This window comes from Actinoplanes sp. NPDC049118, from assembly GCF_040648555.1.
GTDB lineage: Bacteria > Actinomycetota > Actinomycetes > Mycobacteriales > Micromonosporaceae > Actinoplanes.
The window spans coordinates 266,096-282,667 of record NZ_JBEZDY010000008.1 but is presented as its reverse complement, the minus strand read 5'-3'; the positions used below and the strand labels follow the sequence as shown (position 1 = coordinate 282,667).

The 16,572-nt window shown below is 70.4% G+C and carries 14 protein-coding genes; 11 read left to right on the top strand and 3 right to left on the bottom strand.

Annotation, left to right across the window (positions count from 1 at the left end; translation table 11 throughout):
* The first annotated feature begins 101 nt into the window (after positions 1-101).
* The gene (locus AB0B58_RS15260; protein WP_360223550.1) at positions 102-1,709 is read left to right on the top strand and encodes a beta-1,3-glucanase family protein; all 1,608 of its coding nucleotides are present in this window, start codon (positions 102-104) and stop codon (positions 1,707-1,709) included.
* 48 nt (positions 1,710-1,757) lie between these two features.
* Here AB0B58_RS15260 and AB0B58_RS15255 read toward each other — a convergent pair whose 3' ends face one another.
* The 3 genes from AB0B58_RS15255 to AB0B58_RS15245 all read right to left on the bottom strand — a co-directional run bounded on the left by AB0B58_RS15255 (position 1,758) and on the right by AB0B58_RS15245 (position 6,771).
* The gene (locus AB0B58_RS15255) at positions 1,758-2,777 is read right to left on the bottom strand and encodes a hypothetical protein (RefSeq protein WP_360223548.1); all 1,020 of its coding nucleotides are present in this window, start codon (positions 2,775-2,777) and stop codon (positions 1,758-1,760) included.
* An 81-nt stretch (positions 2,778-2,858) separates the two neighbouring features.
* Positions 2,859-3,689, bottom strand: a complete 831-nt coding sequence (locus tag AB0B58_RS15250) for an SWIM zinc finger family protein (protein WP_360223546.1) — start codon at positions 3,687-3,689, stop codon at positions 2,859-2,861.
* A gap of 1 nt (position 3,690) precedes the next feature.
* Complete coding sequence (locus AB0B58_RS15245) at positions 3,691-6,771, bottom strand: DEAD/DEAH box helicase (RefSeq protein WP_360223544.1); 3,081 nt, start codon at positions 6,769-6,771, stop codon at positions 3,691-3,693.
* A gap of 178 nt (positions 6,772-6,949) precedes the next feature.
* On the opposite strand from AB0B58_RS15245, the gene mqnC reads away from it, so the two are divergent.
* The 10 genes from mqnC to nuoF all read left to right on the top strand — a co-directional run bounded on the left by mqnC (position 6,950) and on the right by nuoF (position 16,571).
* On the top strand, positions 6,950-8,191 hold the full coding sequence (gene mqnC / locus AB0B58_RS15240) for a cyclic dehypoxanthinyl futalosine synthase (RefSeq protein ID WP_360223542.1): 1,242 nt from the start codon (positions 6,950-6,952) through the stop codon (positions 8,189-8,191).
* A gap of 370 nt (positions 8,192-8,561) precedes the next feature.
* Positions 8,562-9,257, top strand: a complete 696-nt coding sequence (locus AB0B58_RS15235; RefSeq protein WP_360223540.1) for a demethylmenaquinone methyltransferase — start codon at positions 8,562-8,564, stop codon at positions 9,255-9,257.
* Positions 9,258-9,308: 51 nt separating this feature from the next.
* Complete coding sequence (locus AB0B58_RS15230; RefSeq protein ID WP_360223538.1) at positions 9,309-9,602, top strand: hypothetical protein; 294 nt, start codon at positions 9,309-9,311, stop codon at positions 9,600-9,602.
* Between the two features lie 98 nt (positions 9,603-9,700).
* Positions 9,701-10,999 carry a geranylgeranyl reductase family protein gene (locus AB0B58_RS15225; RefSeq protein ID WP_360223536.1) on the top strand — a complete coding sequence of 433 codons (1,299 nt, stop codon included), beginning with the start codon at positions 9,701-9,703 and terminating at the stop codon, positions 10,997-10,999.
* Positions 11,000-11,078: 79 nt separating this feature from the next.
* Entirely contained in the window at positions 11,079-11,444 is a 366-nt protein-coding gene (locus tag AB0B58_RS15220; protein WP_023357563.1) for an NADH-quinone oxidoreductase subunit A, read from the top strand.
* A 12-nt stretch (positions 11,445-11,456) separates the two neighbouring features.
* Complete coding sequence (locus AB0B58_RS15215; RefSeq protein ID WP_360223531.1) at positions 11,457-12,128, top strand: NADH-quinone oxidoreductase subunit B family protein; 672 nt, start codon at positions 11,457-11,459, stop codon at positions 12,126-12,128.
* Positions 12,125-12,817 (top strand): NADH-quinone oxidoreductase subunit C, encoded by a 693-nt coding sequence (locus tag AB0B58_RS15210; RefSeq protein WP_360223528.1) that lies wholly within the window; start codon positions 12,125-12,127, stop codon positions 12,815-12,817. Before AB0B58_RS15215 ends, AB0B58_RS15210 begins: the two co-directional genes overlap by 4 nt.
* Entirely contained in the window at positions 12,814-14,139 is a 1,326-nt protein-coding gene (locus AB0B58_RS15205) for an NADH-quinone oxidoreductase subunit D (RefSeq protein WP_360223525.1), read from the top strand. Before AB0B58_RS15210 ends, AB0B58_RS15205 begins: the two co-directional genes overlap by 4 nt.
* Positions 14,140-15,258 (top strand): NADH-quinone oxidoreductase subunit NuoE, encoded by a 1,119-nt coding sequence (gene nuoE / locus AB0B58_RS15200; RefSeq protein WP_360223522.1) that lies wholly within the window; start codon positions 14,140-14,142, stop codon positions 15,256-15,258.
* Complete coding sequence (gene nuoF, locus AB0B58_RS15195; RefSeq protein WP_360223519.1) at positions 15,255-16,571, top strand: NADH-quinone oxidoreductase subunit NuoF; 1,317 nt, start codon at positions 15,255-15,257, stop codon at positions 16,569-16,571. Before nuoE ends, nuoF begins: the two co-directional genes overlap by 4 nt.
* Position 16,572 lies beyond the last annotated feature (1 nt).

The following is a 16,572-nucleotide window of genomic DNA, read 5'->3' as shown; positions in this document are numbered from 1 at the left end:
GCGCTCTCTGGGCGCACCGCACCCCGTCTCCAACCCTGCGGCGAGCCTCCCCAGCAAGCCGCGGGGCATCCCCCGTACCCGCTGCGCCCCGAGGAGTCCTCGTGCGTACCAGATCCAAACTCCTGCATGTGCTGGCCGCGTTCGCGGTGGCCGTGCCGGTTGCGGCCGTGTCGGCCGCGGCGCCGGCCCAGGCCATCGGCCCGGCCGTGCTACCGGTCACCGTCACCAACAACACCGGCCGTGGCGACGCCGTCTACCTGTACGTCATCGGCATCAACCTCAACACCAACCGCCTCGGGTACGTGAACCAGGGCGGCACTTTCACACCCTGGCCGGCCGGTGGGCTACCGCCGACGCCCGCACCCGACGTGGCGATCGGCGGACCCGGCAACGGCGGCGCGACGACCGTCAACTTCCCGCGCGGCTTCTCCGGCCGCGTCTACTTCTCGCTCGGCGAGAAGCTCAAGTTCTTCCTGACGCCGGACGGCCTGGTCCAGCCGGCGCCGTGGGCCAGCGGCGACGCCAACTACAACATTCTGTTCGACTGGAGCGAGTTCACATACAACGACGCCGGCCTGTGGCTCAACAGCTCGCAGGTCGACATGTTCTCCGTGCCGCACGCGGTGACCGTCACGGGCGCCTCCGGCGCGACGAAGAAGACCGGCGAGCCCGTGAACAACGGCCGCAACAACGTGATCAACGCGATCAAGGCGCAGCCGGGCTGGGCGAACACCGTGTACACCCGCTCCGACGGGACCGTGCTGCGTGCCCTGGCGCCGGGCAAGGCCGCGGGCGCGGGGCTGCTCAGCGCCAGCTACCTGGACTCGTACATCACGTCGGCGTGGAACGCGTACACCAGCAAGACGCTGACGGTCGTGCCGTTCGGGGACCAGCCGAACACCAAGTACTTCGGCCGTACGTCGGGCAACGTCATGAACTTCACCAACAGCGCCGGCACCCGGGTGGCGTCGTTCAACAAGCCGTCGTCGGCGAGTGTCTGGGGCTGCGACGGTGACCTGCCGGCCCCGAACGACCTGGTGGTCGGCCCGATCTCGCGTACGCTCTGCGCGGCCCTGAACCGCGGCACGCTTGGCACCGTCGACACCCAGCCGAGCACCAACGCGGCGCAGTTCTACCAGAACAGCCCGACGAACCAGTACGCGAAGATCATCCACCAGAACATGGCGGACGGTAAGGCGTACGCGTTCGCCTTCGACGACGTCGGCGCCTTCGAGTCCCTGGTGCACGACGGCGACCCGCGCTCCGCGGGCCTGATCCTGACGCCCTTCGGCGCGGGCGGACCGACGACCCCGCCGCCGTCCGGTGGCGGCCAGGCGCTGATCAGCGACTGGAACGGCAAGTGCGTCGACGTGCCGAGCTCCAACTTCGTGGACAGCGCGCCGCTGCAGACCTGGGGCTGCAACGGCACGAACGCGCAGAAGTGGACCGCCGTGAACGGCGCGTTGCAGAGCCAGAACAACAAGTGCATGGACGTGGCGGCCGGGTCGACGGCGAACGGCGCGCCGATCCAGCTCTACACGTGCAACGGCACCGGTGCGCAGCAGTTCGTGCTCTCGGGCGCGGGTGACCTGGTGAACCCGCAGGCCAACAAGTGCGTGGACATCAAGGACTGGAACGGCGCGGACGGCGCCCGCCTCCAGCTCTGGGACTGTGCCGGCACGGCGAACCAGAAGTGGCACAAGGGCTGACCGGACCGAGCTGAGGCGGCGGGCCACCGTGCCCGCCGCCTCCTGCTGTCAGGCGGGCCGGCGGAGCAGGAACCGGGCGCCCGCGCCGGCGACGAGCAGACTCAAGCCGATGAGCGCGAGCGTGACGGTCGAAGGGCCGGTGATCGGCAGGGACGGTTCGCCGCCGGCGTTGCCCCCGGTGTCGCCGGTCGGTGTCGGCGCGGGCGAACCGGACGGCTTCAGGTCGGCCCGGTACGCCGCATCGTTGTTGCCCCGGTCGGTGTCCGGTGCCACCGGGAGGATCGTCGAGAGGATCTCCAGGCCTGCGGCGTCGTACTTCGGGACCTTGAAGTGCACAGTGAACTCGACGGTCGCGCCGGCCTCGATCATGGCGAAGTCGCAGCTCATCGTGCCCCGGATCGGCTTGCAGGCGGTGGGCCAGCCGCTGTGGCTCACGCTGGACGGGCTGAACCGCGAGTACAGCTGCGCGGGCGAGCGGTAGCGGCTGTCGTTGCGCACCGTGAACTTCGCGTCGAACTCGGCGCCGACCGCCCAGGGGCCCGGCGGTGCGCTGATGGCGACGGACATGTCACCCGGCCCCGGCACGAAGAACTTCCAGGTGCCGACGTTGTTCGACAGGTCGGGATCCGGGATCTCCGTGTTGATCGTGGTCTTGACCGTGACGTACTCGCCGGGCGGCAGGTCGTCGGCCAGGTCCGCGGTCACGAACCAGGTGGCGTTGAGGGCCGGTCGCTCGTCGACCGGATCCTGGGTCGTGCACGTCACGACCCGGCCGGTGGCGTCCGGCACGCACGGGCCGGCGGCGTAGTCGTTGTCCGCGCTGCGGAACGTGACGCCCTCCGGAAGCTCCAGCAGGACCGTCCGGTGCTGGGCGACGGTGGACGGGTAGTACGAGGCCGCCATCACGAAGGTCATGGTGCCGCCGGGCTCGATGACGCCCTGGCGGTCCAGCTCCACGTACAGGGTCTCGTCGTGGCTCGCCGGCGGCGCCGCCCCGACCGGGCTGATCAGGAGGACGCCGAGGACGGCGCCCAGAGCCGCCGCACCGAGCCGGGGCCATGCCGTCATTTCCGTACCTCCACTACAAGTGGACGGACGGTAGCGCAGACTCGCGCCGATTACGACCCGGGAGCTGTGCTGCGCACGGTTTCAGGCCGACGGCGGGTCGGCGAGGTCCCGGTACGCCGGCCGGAGTACGTCGACCAGGGGGATGTGCCGGACCCGGACCTGTGGGGAGTCCAGCACCCGCAGCAGCAACTCCGGTGGAACCGTCACGCGGCCGGGGCGTTCCCGCAGGCGGCTCAGCGAGATGGCCGGGGTGTAGAAGTCGCCGAGCCGGGAGTCGAGCGGCGCCTCCTCGACCGACAGCGGGTCGATGGTCTCGACGGGCTCCGGCAGGCCACGCAGGGCCGCCAGCAGCTCCGCGCGGTCGCGCCCGCGCCAGGCCAGCACCAGGAACGGGTCGTCGTCGAAGGCCTCCGCCAGCACGTACAGCACGGCGGAGACGTGCTTGCAGGGCTTGCCCCAGTCGGGGCAGGAGCAGTCCATGTCCAACCTGGACGGGAAGAGCGGAAGCCCCAGCTCCTCGAAGAGGTCCACGAGCTCGTGCGGCATGTCGCCGGCTAGCAGAGCGGCGCGGTACAGGGCCTGCGATCCGAGCGCGGCGAGAATCCTCGTCCACTGTGGCTCGTCGAACGCCGGGATGCCGATGGTGACCAGATACGGTTCCGGCCGCGAACCCTGCACCCGCCCGGCGACCCGGCCGGGGGTCAGCTCGAAGTCGATGACCTGGCCCTTGCGTGCGTACGCGCGGCCGCGCGCCAGCCGGCCCGCGTCGCAGGTGCGCTCGAGGATGTCGACGAAGCGGCGGGACCACCACTGCTCGCCGATCTTGCCGCGCTTGGCGCGCACGGCGATGCCGCCGTCCACGCGGATCGGCCCGGTCGTGGAGAACCAGCGTCCCTCGGGGTCGACGGGCATGTCAGCGCACCGCCGGGTCGAGCGAGAACAGCTCGCGCAGCTGGTCGGTGTCGAGATCCGTCACCCAGTCCTCGCCCGTGCCCACCGCCGCGGACGCCAGTGCCTTCTTGCGCTCGATCATCGCGTCGATCTTCTCCTCGAGGGTGCCGGTGCAGATGAACTTGCGCACCTGCACGTTGCGCGACTGTCCGATGCGGAACGCGCGGTCGGTGGCCTGGTCCTCGACGGCGGGGTTCCACCAGCGGTCGACGTGGATGACGTGGTTCGCGGCCGTCAGGTTGAGGCCCGTGCCGGCGGCCTTGAGGGAAAGCAGGAAGAGCACCGGCTCGCTGTCGTTCTGGAAGCGGTCGACCAGTTCGTCGCGCCGGGCCTTGTTGAGTCCACCATGGAGCCAGAGCACCGGCCGGTCGAGGTGCGCCGCCAGGTAGGGCTGCAGCATCGTGCCGAACTCCGCGTACTGCGTGAAGATCAGGGCCTTGTCGCCGTCCTCGATGATCTCCTCGGTGAGCTCCTCGAGCCGGGCCAGCTTGCCGGACCGGCCCGGCAGTCGGGAGCCGTCCTTGAGCAGGTGGGCGGGGTGGTTGCAGACCTGCTTGAGCTTGGTCATCGCGGCGATCACGTTGCCGCGCCGCTGGATGCCCTCGCTGTTGTCGATGACGGCCATCATGTCCTCGACCACGGCCTGGTAGAGCGTCGCCTGTTCGGCGGTGAGCGTGCACCAGACCTTCATCTCGTTCTTCTCCGGCAGGTCGGAGATGATCGACTTGTCGGTCTTGAGGCGGCGTAGCACGAACGGGCCGGTGGCGCGCTTGAGGGCGGCGGTCGCGTCGGCGTCGCCGCGCACCTCGATCGGCTCCTGGAACCTGCGCCGGAACCGCTTCGCGGGCCCGAGCAGGCCCGGGTTGCAGAACTCCATGATGGACCAGAGCTCGGCGAGGTGGTTCTCGACGGGCGTGCCGGTCAGCGCGAGCCGGGTGCGTGCCGGGATCGCCCGGACCGCCTGCGCCTGCCGGGTGCCGCTGTTCTTGATCGCCTGCGCCTCGTCGCACGTGACCCGTCCCCAGTGGACCTCACGCAGCGCCTCGAGGTCGCGCAGCGCCGTGCCGTACGTGGTGATGACCAGGTCCGCGGCGGCCACCGCGTCGCGGAAGTCCTCCTCGCGCTTGCGGGCGCCGCCGTGATGGACGTGTACCCGCAGGGCGGGCGCGAAGCGGGCCGCCTCCTTCTGCCAGTTGCTTACCAGCGACATCGGGCAGACGAGCAGGGTCGGCGCGACCGGAACCCCGGGATCCGACCGCTCGGCGAGCAGCAGCGACAACGTCTGCGCCGTCTTGCCGAGGCCCATGTCGTCGGCCAGGATGCCGCCCAGCCCGAGCCGCGCCAGGAAGTGCAGCCACGACAGGCCCCGCTCCTGGTACGGCCGGAGCGTGCCCTGGAAGCCCGGGGGCGTCGGCACCGGGCTCAGCCGCTCGGCGGCATGGCCCGAGATCAGGTCGCCGAGCGCGCCGTCCGCGTCCACCTCGACCAGCGGCAGGTCCTCCTCGCCGCCGTCGACCACCTGTTGCAGCACCTCGGCCGCGGTGAGCTCGCCCTCGCGGCGCCGGCCGACGGCCTTCAGCGCGGCCTTGAGCTGGCGGTCGTCCAGCTCGACCCATTGCCCGCGGACCCGGACCAGCGGCACCTTTAGCCGGGCCAGATCGGCCAGTTCGTCGGCGCTGACCGTGCCCTCGCCGATCACCAGGTCGATGCGGAAGTCGACAAGCTGGTCCAGGCCGAACCCGGAGTCGGCGGCGGCCTTGCCGGACGGGGTCCTGCTGCGGGTCCGGGTGGTGAGCTTCAGCCCGACCGCCTTGCGCCCCGCCCAGGCCGGCAGCTGGACGCCGAAGCCGGCGGCCTGCAACAGGGGCGCGGCCTGGCGCAGGAACTCGTGCGCCTCGCCCGTGCTCAGCGACATCCCCTCGGGCTGCGCCTGCAGCAGGGCCTCGTGCAGCGCCGGGAACAGCCGGACCGCGCGGCCCAGCCCGGCCAGCAGGGTCTCGTCGGGGCGGGCCGGCAGGCCGGGCATCCGGGTGCCGGACCAGAGACCGGCGGCGGGCAGATAGAGGCTGGGGTCTTCGGCGGACTGGAGGGCGAAGTCCAGCGCCCACCCGTCCTCGCCCGGTGGCGGTTCGGCCAGCCGGAAGCTGACCCGGATCGGCCCGTTGGCCTCGTGCGCCGCCCGCAGCCAGCCGACCAGCGGCTTCGAGAGCTCTGCCACGTCGGCGGGCCGCGCCCCGGGCAGCGCGGGGTCGGCGGCGGTGAGCGCGGCGATCCAGCGATCGGGCAGGGGAGCCTTCGGGCCGGGGCGCATGCCGACCAGCAGCCGCTCGGGCAGCACCGCCCGCGCGGCGGCGTCGACGAGCACCTCCACCGCGTCCCGCAGCGTCCGCCCGACCCCGACCCCGGAGCCCGCGGGCGGCGTGCCGTGATCGGCGGTGCCTCCGCCGGTCGACGCCGCGCGGCAGACCGGCGGCATCGCGGTGGCGAAGTCCCGGTAGGACGCGGCGTCGGCCCCGGTGAGCACCGGGCGCCACCGCGCGGCCGGCACCCCGGACTCCATCACCAGCTGCGGCAGCATCCGGCCGCGGCGGGCGAGGTCGCAGGCGTGGCCGGCCAGCACGCACAGGTAGCGCAGCGATGCCGCCGCGCTCCACGGCCCCTCCGGGTCCGGATCGGCGAGCGCGCCCAGCGCCGCGAGCGCGCTCTCGGCGGGCACCATCAGCGCCGGCGTCTCCCAGGCGCCGAGCCGGACGCCCCGCCCGGGCGCCTCGCTGCCCGTCTCCGGCGAGGGGAGCGGGCCCTTCGGGGTGCCCGGCAGGTGCAGGGTCACCCCGGCGCCGGCCGCCTTGGCCAGGGCGTCGCGAAGATCGTCCGAGGAGCCGGTCAGCGCGGCGGTCAGCGCCTCGGCCGGCACCGCGAAGGGATGCGGGCGGCGGCGGGCCCGCGAGGAGGTGGTCAGCGGGAGCTCGGGGTCCTCGGCCCAGAGGGCGAGCCTCCCGGGCGCGGACTCACCGGCGATCCACACGCCATGCACGACGAGCACTGGCACTCCGATTTCCGATCGATCTGTCGAGGTTAACGACCGGGCACCCCCGCGGCGCATGGGGCGGCCCGCCGGGCAGGGCCACGCGTGCCGAACGGGTCCCGGGGTGCCGGCCGGGAGCAGGACCAGTGACCCGCGCCGCTGACGCCCGCAGCAGGCGACACGTAGGCTTCGTGGCGTGACGGCGAATCAGGAGATCGACAGCATCCTGCAGCGCGGGGCCGACGGTGGGCGGATCACGCCCGAGGAGGCGCTGCTGCTCTACACCGACGCGCCCTTCCACGCCCTCGGCGAGGCGGCGGACGCGATCCGGCGCCGGCGTTACCCGGACGGGATCGTCACCTACCTGATCGACCGCAATATCAACTACACGAACGTGTGCGTCACGGCCTGCAAGTTCTGCGCCTTCTATCGGGCGCCGAAGCACGCCGAGGGCTGGTCGCACCCGATGGAGGAGATCCTGCACCGCTGCTCCGAGGCGATCGACCTCGGCGCCACGCAGGTGATGCTCCAGGGCGGTCACCACCCCGACTACGGCGTCGAGTATTACGAGAACCTCTTCTCCTCGGTCAAGCAGGCCTACCCGCAGCTGATGATCCACTCGATCGGCCCGAGCGAGATCCTGCACATGGCGAAGGTCTCCGGCGTCTCGATCGAGGAGGCTGTCGTCCGGATCAAGGCGGCCGGCCTCGACTCCATCGCCGGTGCGGGTGCCGAGATGCTGCCCGACCGGCCGCGCAAGGCGATCGCCCCGCTCAAGGAGTCGGGCGCCCGCTGGCTGGAGGTCATGGCCGTGGCGCACCGCAACGGCCTGAGCTCCACCGCCACGATGATGATGGGCACCGGCGAGACGAACGCCGAGCGCATCGAGCACATCCGGATGATCCGCGACGTGCAGGACCTGGCCGTGGCGAACGGCTACGTCGACTCGGCCGTCGAGGCCGAGGGCAGCGTCGGCGGCTTCCGGGCGTTCATCCCGTGGACCTACCAGCCGGAGAACAACCACCTCAAGGGCCGCACCCAGGCCACCACGATGGAATACCTCCGCTTCATCGCGGTCTCCCGGCTGTTCTTCGACAACGTCGCGCACCTGCAGGCCTCGTGGCTGACCACCGGCAAGGACGTCGGCCAGCTCGCCCTGCACCTGGGCGTCGACGACCTCGGTTCGATCATGCTCGAGGAGAACGTGATCTCCTCCGCGGGCGCGCGTCACCGGTCCAACCTGCACGAGCTGATCTGGATGATCCGCACGGCGGGCCGCGTACCGGCGCAGCGCGACACCCTCTACCGGCACCTCGCGGTGCACGCGACCGAGGCGGACGATCCCACGGACGAGCGCGTGGTCTCGCACTTCTCATCGATCGCGATGCCCGGCGGCGGCGCCGCCCGCACGCAGCTCCCGCTCGTGGACGCCTCCTAGGCGGCGGCGCCGCCACCACGGCGAAACTGAGGGGTGTCGATGGGCCGTATGACCGTCCGGATCGACCGATCGGTCAGGTGAGGGTCAGCGGAGCGTGCAGGGGCTGATTGCTCCTCGGTAACGAGCTGCGCGTGTCCCTGGCCAAGCGTGTTTGCGCTGTTACGTTGCCTGCGTAACACCGCAACAACTGAAGCGTCGCCACGACTCATGACCGTCGGCGGCGGGGTCGGACCCGACCGATGGCGGTCGTATATATAACGCACAAGGCGCGGGCGGGATGGTTATCCATCCCGCCCGTTCTGTGTGAGGTGGGCTTCAGTCCGGCGAGGGGTGGCGGGCGGGGCGCTCGGATGGTGCAGAGTAGGCAGGCGTGACGCGCGCAGACCTGGACAAGCAGCCGCATGAGGTCGCCGAGATGTTCGACGGCGTGGCCGAGCGGTACGACCTGACCAACACCGTGCTCTCCTTCGGGCAGGACCGCGGCTGGCGCCGGGCGACCCGGGCGGCGCTGGCGCTGCGCCCGGGCGAGCTGGTCCTCGACGTCGGCGCGGGCACCGGGGTCTCGACCGAGGAACTGGGCCGGTCGGGCGCCTTCGCGGTCGGCGCGGACCTGTCGACCGGGATGCTCCGGGCGGGCCGGCGCAGCGGCCGGACCGTGCCGCTGGTCGCCGGCGACGCGCTCAAGCTGCCGTTCCCCGACGAGGCGTTCGACGCGGTGACGATCTCCTTCGCCCTGCGCAACGTCGTCGACACCTCCGCGGCGCTGCGCGAACTGGCCCGGGTGACCCGGCCGGGCGGGCGCCTGGTGGTGTGCGAGTTCAGCCACCCGACCGGTGCGGCGTTCCGGAAGATCTACCTGTCCTACCTGATGCGCAGCCTGCCGGCCGTGGCGCGCGGCGTCTCGAGCAACCCGGAGGCGTACGTCTATCTCGCCGAGTCGATCCGCGCCTGGCCGGACCAGCGGGGGCTGGCGGCCCGCATCTCCGGGTCGGGCCCGTGGTCGCGGGTGGGCTGGCGCAACCTGACCGGGGGCATCGTCGCCCTGCACCGGGCCACGAAGAGCTGAAAAATGGCGTTTGCCCGGTTCCCTCCGGTGCGGGGTGTTTAGCTCGGGTGCATGACGACAATCGACTATCTTGTCGACGACTCCGATATCGACGTCCCGATCGACGACCGGGACGAGGGCGAGCGCCGGGCGCAGGAGCTGGCGCATCGTATCCGGATGGTCGCCGTCGTGGATCCGGAACACGCGCAGCGGCTGGTGGATGAGCTGATCGTCGCGTTGGACGTCGCGCTTGGCGGTACATTTTCCGAGCACCTGGACGGACCCGCCCGCGAGGCCGCGGAGCGGGTAATCCAGAAGAGCAGGAACGGGCACGGAGCGGGCATTTCACCGCTCGGAAACAGTTAGGGTTCCCTAACCCCTATTCGCTTCAATGGCCGTCTTAGACTCCGGACTGGGCTGGCTTGTGAACTGTTTCACGAGCCTGCGCTTGACGGAGGTGAGCCGTGAACGACCTCGCTACCGCAGGAGGAACCGTCGCCGACGAGGCCGACGTGATCGTTGTCGGGGCAGGGCCGGGCGGCTCCGCCGCCGCATACCACATGGCGCGGCACGGCCTGCGTGTCCTGCTGCTGGAGAAGACCGAGTTCCCGCGCGAGAAGGTGTGCGGTGACGGCCTCACTCCACGTGCGACCCGCCAGCTCATCCGGATGGGTGTGGACACTTCCGAGAAGGCCGGCTGGCTCCACAATCGCGGGCTGCGGGTCATCGGTGGCGGCGTGCGCCTCGAACTGGACTGGCCCGAGCTGGCCAGCTTCCCCGACTACGGTCTGGTTCGGACCCGTCTCGACTTCGACGACCTGCTGGCCAAGCGCGCGGTGGAAGCCGGCGCGCTGCTGCGGACCGGGGTCACCGTGACCGGCCCGGTGCTCGACGAGGACGGCTGGGCGATCGGGGTGCAGGCCAAGGTCGGCCCCGGTAAGGAACCCGTCCAGTATCGCGCGCCGCTGGTCATCGCGGCGGACGGCGTGTCCGGCAAGCTCCCGCTCGCCATGGGCCTCGCCAAGCGCGACGACCGGCCGATCGGGGTCGCCGTCCGGCGCTACTACCACTCGCCGTCCCGCGCCGACGACGACTACCTGGAGTCCTGGCTGGAGCTGCGCAGCGCGCAGGACCGCGACCGGCTGCTGCCCGGGTACGGATGGATCTTCGGGCTCGGCGACGGCCGGGTGAACGTGGGTCTCGGCATCCTCAACTCGTCGAGCGCCTTCGGCAAGACCAACTACCGCGCGATGCTCACCGACTGGCTCAACACGACACCGGCCGACTGGGGCATGCGCGGCGAGGACAATGCGGACGGCCCGATCCTCGGCGCCGCGCTGCCGATGGGCTTCAACCGGGTTCCGCACTACACGCGGGGCGTCATGCTCGTCGGGGACTCCGGCGGCATGGTCAACCCGATGAACGGCGAGGGCATCGCGTACGCGATGGAGTCGGGCGAGCTGGCCGCGGAGGTCGCCGTCCAGGCGCTCGCCCGGCCCGCCGGCGCCGACCGCGAGCGCGCGCTGCGGGCGTACCCGGCGGAGTTGAAGGATCGTTTCGGTGGGTACTACCGGCTCGGTGGTGTGTTCGTGAAGCTCATCGGCAATCCGCAGATCATGCGGATCGCCACCCGGCACGGCATGCCGCACCCGACGCTGATGCGTTTCGTGCTCAAGCTCCTGGCCAACCTGACGGATCCGCGGGACGGAGACGCGATGGACCGAATCATCAACGGTCTGACGAAGGTCGCACCCGCGGTATGAACATCAGGGCCACCCCGGTCGGAGCCACGCGAAACCGGATTAATAGTGTGAAGCGGCTAACAGTCGAGCAGGAGACGGCATGACGCTCAATCCTTACGTACCGATCGTCGGGCTGCTGATCCTCGGCGCGCTCTTTGCATTGTTCTCGGTGTCGATCGCGCCCATCGTGGGTCCCAAGCGGTACAACCGCGCCAAACTCGAGGCCTACGAGTGCGGCATCGAGCCGGCACCCCAGCCGATCGGCGGTGGCCGCTTCCCGGTCAAGTTCTACCTGACCGCGATGCTCTTCATCATCTTCGACATCGAGACCATCTTCCTCTACCCGTGGGCGGTGTCCTTCGAGGCGCTCGGCCTGTTCGGCTTCGTCGAAATGGTCCTCTTCATCGTCACCGTCTTCATCGCATACACCTACGTGTGGCGGCGCGGCGGACTCAACTGGGACTGAGAGGGGGCGGCTATGGGAATCGAAGAAAAGCTGCCGGCCGGCGTTCTGCTGACGTCTGTCGAGAAGCTCTCCAACTGGGCCCGCAAGTCGTCGTTCTGGGGCGCCACCTTCGGGCTCGCCTGCTGCGCCATCGAGATGATGGCCTCCGGCGGCCCGCACTACGACCTCGGCCGCTGGGGCATGGAGGTCTTCCGGGCCTCGCCACGCCAGGCTGACCTGATGATCGTCGCCGGCCGGGTGAGCCAGAAGATGGCGCCGGTGGTGCGGCAGATCTACGACCAGATGCCCGAGCCGCGCTCGGTCATCTCGATGGGCGTCTGCGCCTCGTCGGGCGGCATGTTCAACAACTACGCGATCGTGCAGGGCGTCGACCACATCGTGCCGGTCGACATCTACCTGCCGGGCTGCCCGCCGCGCCCCGAGATGCTGATCGACGCGATCCTCAAGATGCGCGAGAAGGTCATGGCCGCGCCGCTCGGCCCGAACGGCCGCAAGATGCTCGAGGCCCGCCGGGCCGAGGGCAAGCTGCCGATCGTCGCACCCGGCGCCATGCCGTCCTCGTACCGCGCGGACAAGGTCCGCCGGGCCGAGTGGACCCAGGCCGTCAAGGAGGGCCGCGAGGAGCAGCTGCGCATCGAGAACTGGATGAAGCTGCAGCCGCACCTTCGGGAGGATGGCAAGTGAGCATTTCGCAGAATCCTGAAGGAGCTCATCTGGGTTCGCCGGCGGAGCTTCCGGACAACCCGCAGAAGGGCATGTTCGGCATCGAGGGCACCGGCGACGTGTCCGGCTTCGGCGGCCTGGCCCGCCCGCACCCGGCCGTCGCGGGAAGCTCGCGGCCGTTCGGCGGCTACTTCGACGAGGTCTACGACGCGCTGGAGGAGGCCTACCCCGGCTTCGCCGACGCGATCGAGAAGGTCGTGGTCGACCGGGGTGAGCTGACCCTGCACATCGCGCCGGAGCGGATCGCCGAGGTCGCCCGGATCATGCGCGACGACGAGTCGCTGCGCTTCGAGCTCTGCTCGTCGGTGTCGGGCGTGGACTATCTCGCCTCCGACGCGCGCCGCCTGCACGTCTGCTACGAACTGCTGTCGATGACCTACCGCCGGCGGGTCCGCCTCGAGGTGGCCATACCGGCCGGTGGCAGCCTGCCGAGCGTGACCAGCGTCTACCCGACCGCCGACTGGCAGGAGCGGGAGGCCTACGACATGTTCGGGGTCATCTTCACCGGCCACCCCAACCTCACCCGGATTCTCATGCCGGATGACTGGGAGGGCCACCCGCAGCGCAAGGACTACCCCCTCGGCGGCGTGCCCGTCGAGTACAAGGGCGCCGAAATTCCGCCGCCGGACCAGCGGAGGGTCTACCAATGACGACATCGGGATACGCGACCGAGCGTGAGACCACCGAGGGGCGCGTCTTCAACGTCACCGGTGGTGATTGGGACACCGTCACCGGCGGCATCGACCCGCTCAGCAACGAGAAGATCGTCGTCAACATGGGTCCTCAGCACCCGTCGACGCACGGCGTGCTGCGTCTCGTCCTGGAGCTCGAAGGCGAGACGGTGACCGAGGTGCGCCCGGTCGTCGGTTACCTGCACACCGGCATCGAGAAGAGCACGGAGTACCGCAACTGGGTGCAGGGCACGACGTTCGTGACCCGCGCCGACTATCTCGCGCCGATGTTCAACGAGGCCGCGTACTGCCTGGCGGTCGAGAAGCTGCTCGGCATCACCGACGACATCACCGAGCGGGCCAACACGATCCGCGTGCTCATGATGGAGCTCAACCGGATCTCGTCGCACCTGGTCTGGATCGCCACCACGGGCATGGAACTCGGCGCGATCTCGATGATGCTGTACGGCTTCCGCGAGCGCGAGTACATCCTCGACATCTTCGAGGAGACCTCGGGCCTGCGGATGAACTCGGCGTACATCCGCCCGGGCGGCGTCGCGCAGGACATCCCCGACTCGGCGATCAAGAAGATCCGTGACTTCATCAAGTATCTGCCGAAGAAGCTCAAGGAGTACGAGGCGCTGCTCTCCGGCCAGGTCATCTGGCACGAGCGCACCAAGGGCGTCGCGGTGCTGGACGTGACGGGCTGCCTGTCGCTGGGCGTTACCGGCCCGGTGCTGCGCTCGGCCGGCCTGGCCTGGGACCTGCGCAAGACGATGCCGTACTGCGGCTACGAGACGTACAAGTTCGAGGTGCCGACCGCGCAGACCGGCGACGTCTGGGGCCGCTACCTGGTCCGGATGGCGGAGATCCGTGAGTCGCTGAAGATCGTCGAGCAGGCGCTCGACCGGCTCAAGCCCGGCCCGATCATGATCGCGGACAAGAAGATCGCGTGGCCGGCCCAGCTCGCCGTCGGCGTCGACGGCCTGGGCAACTCGCTCGAGCACGTCGCCAAGATCATGGGTCAGTCGATGGAATCGCTGATCCACCACTTCAAGCTCGTGACCGAGGGCTTCCGGGTGCCGGCGGGCCAGGTCTACGTCGGCATCGAGCACCCGCGCGGCGAGCTCGGCGTGCACGCGGTCTCCGACGGCGGCACGCATCCCTACCGCGTGCACATGCGCGACCCGAGCTTCGTGAACCTCCAGGCCATCCCCGCGATGGCGGAAGGTGCGCTGCTGGCCGACGTCATCGCCGGCGGCGCGTCCCTGGACCCCGTGATGGGTGGGTGTGACCGCTAAATGTCAGAAACCACGGTGGACTTCTCCCCGGCCGCCGCGCCACTTGCCGAGAAGCTCCTGGAACCGGCTCTGGAGATCATCGCGCGCTACCCGGTTGGGCGCGAGCGCTCGGCGCTGCTCCCGCTGCTGCACCTCGTGCAGACCGAGGAGGGGCACGTCAGCCCCCGCGGCGTCGCGTTCTGCGCCGAGATCCTGGGCATCAACAAGGCACAGGTCGGCGCGGTGGCGACCTTCTACACCATGTACAAGCGCCGGCCGACCGGCGAGTACCTGGTCAGCGTCTGCACCAACACCCTGTGCAACGTCATGGGCGGCCAGGAGGTCTACGACGGGCTCGTCGAACACCTCGGCGTCGGCCACGACGAGACCACTGCCGACGGCAAGATCACGCTGGAGCACGCCGAGTGCCTCGCGGCGTGCGACTACGCGCCGGTCGTGACGGTCAACTACGACTTCGCGATCGACAACACCACCCCGCAGGCGGCGGTCGACCTGGTCGAGCAGCTGCGCAAGGACGAGCGCCCGGCGCCGATCCGTGGCGCGCGGATCTGCTCGCTCAAGCAGATGCAGCACCAGCTGGCCGGCTTCGGCGACGAGCGCGAGGGCGCGGTCGCCGACGGCCCGGCCGGCGCGCCGACGCTGCGCGGCGTCAGCCTCGCGCAGGAGCACGGCATCGCGGTCGCGAACTTCAACATCGACGCTCCGATCACGACCACCAAGCCGGCCCGCGACGAGTCCGCCAAGGCCGTCAAGGACCCGGGACCGGCGCGGCAGAAGCCCGCGGAGACCGGCAAGGTCGCCGCCGCCGGGCGCAAGGCGGTTGGTGCGGTCAAGGCCGCGGCCGCGACGGTGGCCGACAAGGCGCCGCGCCGCACCACGGGCGGCCGCGGCAAGGCGAAGGCGGGCGAGCCGACCAGCGCCGGGGACGTCAAGGACCCGCAGGTGCGGACCGCCGAGCAGCGCAACCCGGACGCGTCGACGCCGGCGCCGGACGCGTCGAAGACGGACGCCACCCCGGTCCCGTCGAACCCCGCCGAGGCCGCCGGCGTCGCCGGCAACCAGCCCGCCGGCGACGGCAAGCCCGCCGGTGACAGCGTCGGTAACGAGGAGAAGAAGTGACCCAGCCACGGCGCGAGGTTCTCCAGAAGCTCACCCCGGTCCTCACCAAGCGCTGGCTCTCGCCGGACGCCTGGAAGATCGACACCTACGAGCGGCTCGACGGGTACGCGGCGGTCCGCAAGGCCCTGGACGTGCACCCCGACGACCTGATCACGCTCATCAAGGACTCGGGCCTGCGCGGCCGCGGCGGCGCCGGCTTCCCGACCGGGCTCAAGTGGAGCTTCATCCCGCAGGGCGACGGCAAGCCGCACTACCTCGTCATCAACGCCGACGAGGGCGAGCCGGGCACCTGCAAGGACCTGCCCCTGATGACCTACGACCCGCACTCGCTCATCGAGGGCGCGATCATCGCGTCCTACGCGATCCGGGCCAGCCGGGCGTTCATCTACATCCGCGGTGAGGCCGTGCACGCCGCGCGCCGGCTGCGCAACGCCGTCAAGGAGGCCTACGCCAAGGGCTACCTCGGCGAGAACATCCTCGGCTCCGGGTTCGACCTGGACCTCGTCGTGCACAGCGGCGCGGGTGCGTACATCTGCGGCGAGGAGACGGCGCTGCTCGACTCCCTCGAGGGCTTCCGCGGCCAGCCCCGGCTGCGCCCGCCGTTCCCCGCGGTCGCCGGCCTGTACGCGAGCCCGACGGTGGTCAACAACGTCGGCACCATCGCCAGCGTGCCGTACATCGTGCTGGGCGGCGCGGACTGGTGGAAGAGCATGGGCACGGAGAAGTCGTCCGGCCCGATGATCTACTCGCTCTCCGGCCGGATCGCCAACCCGGGCCAGTACGAGTGCGGCCTCGGCATCACCCTGCGCGAGCTGATCGAGCTCGCGGGCGGCATGAAGCCGGGCCACAACCTGAAGTTCTGGACGCCGGGCGGCTCCTCGACGCCGCTGCTGACCGCCGAGCACATCGACACCGCGATGGACTTCGAGGGCGTCGCCGCGGCCGGCTCGATCCTGGGCACGACGGCGATGCAGATCTTCTCCGACCAGGACTGCCCGGTCTACGCGACCTGGCGCTGGCTGGAGTTCTACCACCACGAGTCCTGCGGCAAGTGCACTCCGTGCCGCGAGGGCAACTACTGGATGGTGCGCACCTACCGCCGGATCCTCTCCGGCCAGGGCACCCACCAGGATCTGGACACCCTCCAGGACACCGCCGACAACATCTTCGGCCGCTCGTTCTGCGGTCTCGGTGACGGTGCCGCGACGCCGGTCATGTCGACGCTGAAGTTCTTCCGCCAGGACTACCTGGACTACATCGAGGGCCGGACCGCCCCGCGGCTGTCCGAGAAGGCCCTGGTAGGAGCGCACTGAT

Excerpts from the sequence above, each read along its gene's own strand:
- AB0B58_RS15255 (WP_360223548.1), bottom strand. The coding sequence starts at position 2,777 with ATGACGGCATGGCCCCGGCTCGGTGCGGCGGCTCTGGGCGCCGTCCTC.
- AB0B58_RS15250 (WP_360223546.1), bottom strand. The coding sequence starts at position 3,689 with ATGCCCGTCGACCCCGAGGGACGCTGGTTCTCCACGACCGGGCCGATC.
- AB0B58_RS15230 (WP_360223538.1), top strand. The coding sequence starts at position 9,309 with ATGACGACAATCGACTATCTTGTCGACGACTCCGATATCGACGTCCCG.
- AB0B58_RS15220 (WP_023357563.1), top strand. The coding sequence starts at position 11,079 with ATGACGCTCAATCCTTACGTACCGATCGTCGGGCTGCTGATCCTCGGC.
- AB0B58_RS15215 (WP_360223531.1), top strand. The coding sequence starts at position 11,457 with ATGGGAATCGAAGAAAAGCTGCCGGCCGGCGTTCTGCTGACGTCTGTC.
- AB0B58_RS15205 (WP_360223525.1), top strand. The coding sequence starts at position 12,814 with ATGACGACATCGGGATACGCGACCGAGCGTGAGACCACCGAGGGGCGC.
- nuoE (WP_360223522.1), top strand. The coding sequence starts at position 14,140 with ATGTCAGAAACCACGGTGGACTTCTCCCCGGCCGCCGCGCCACTTGCC.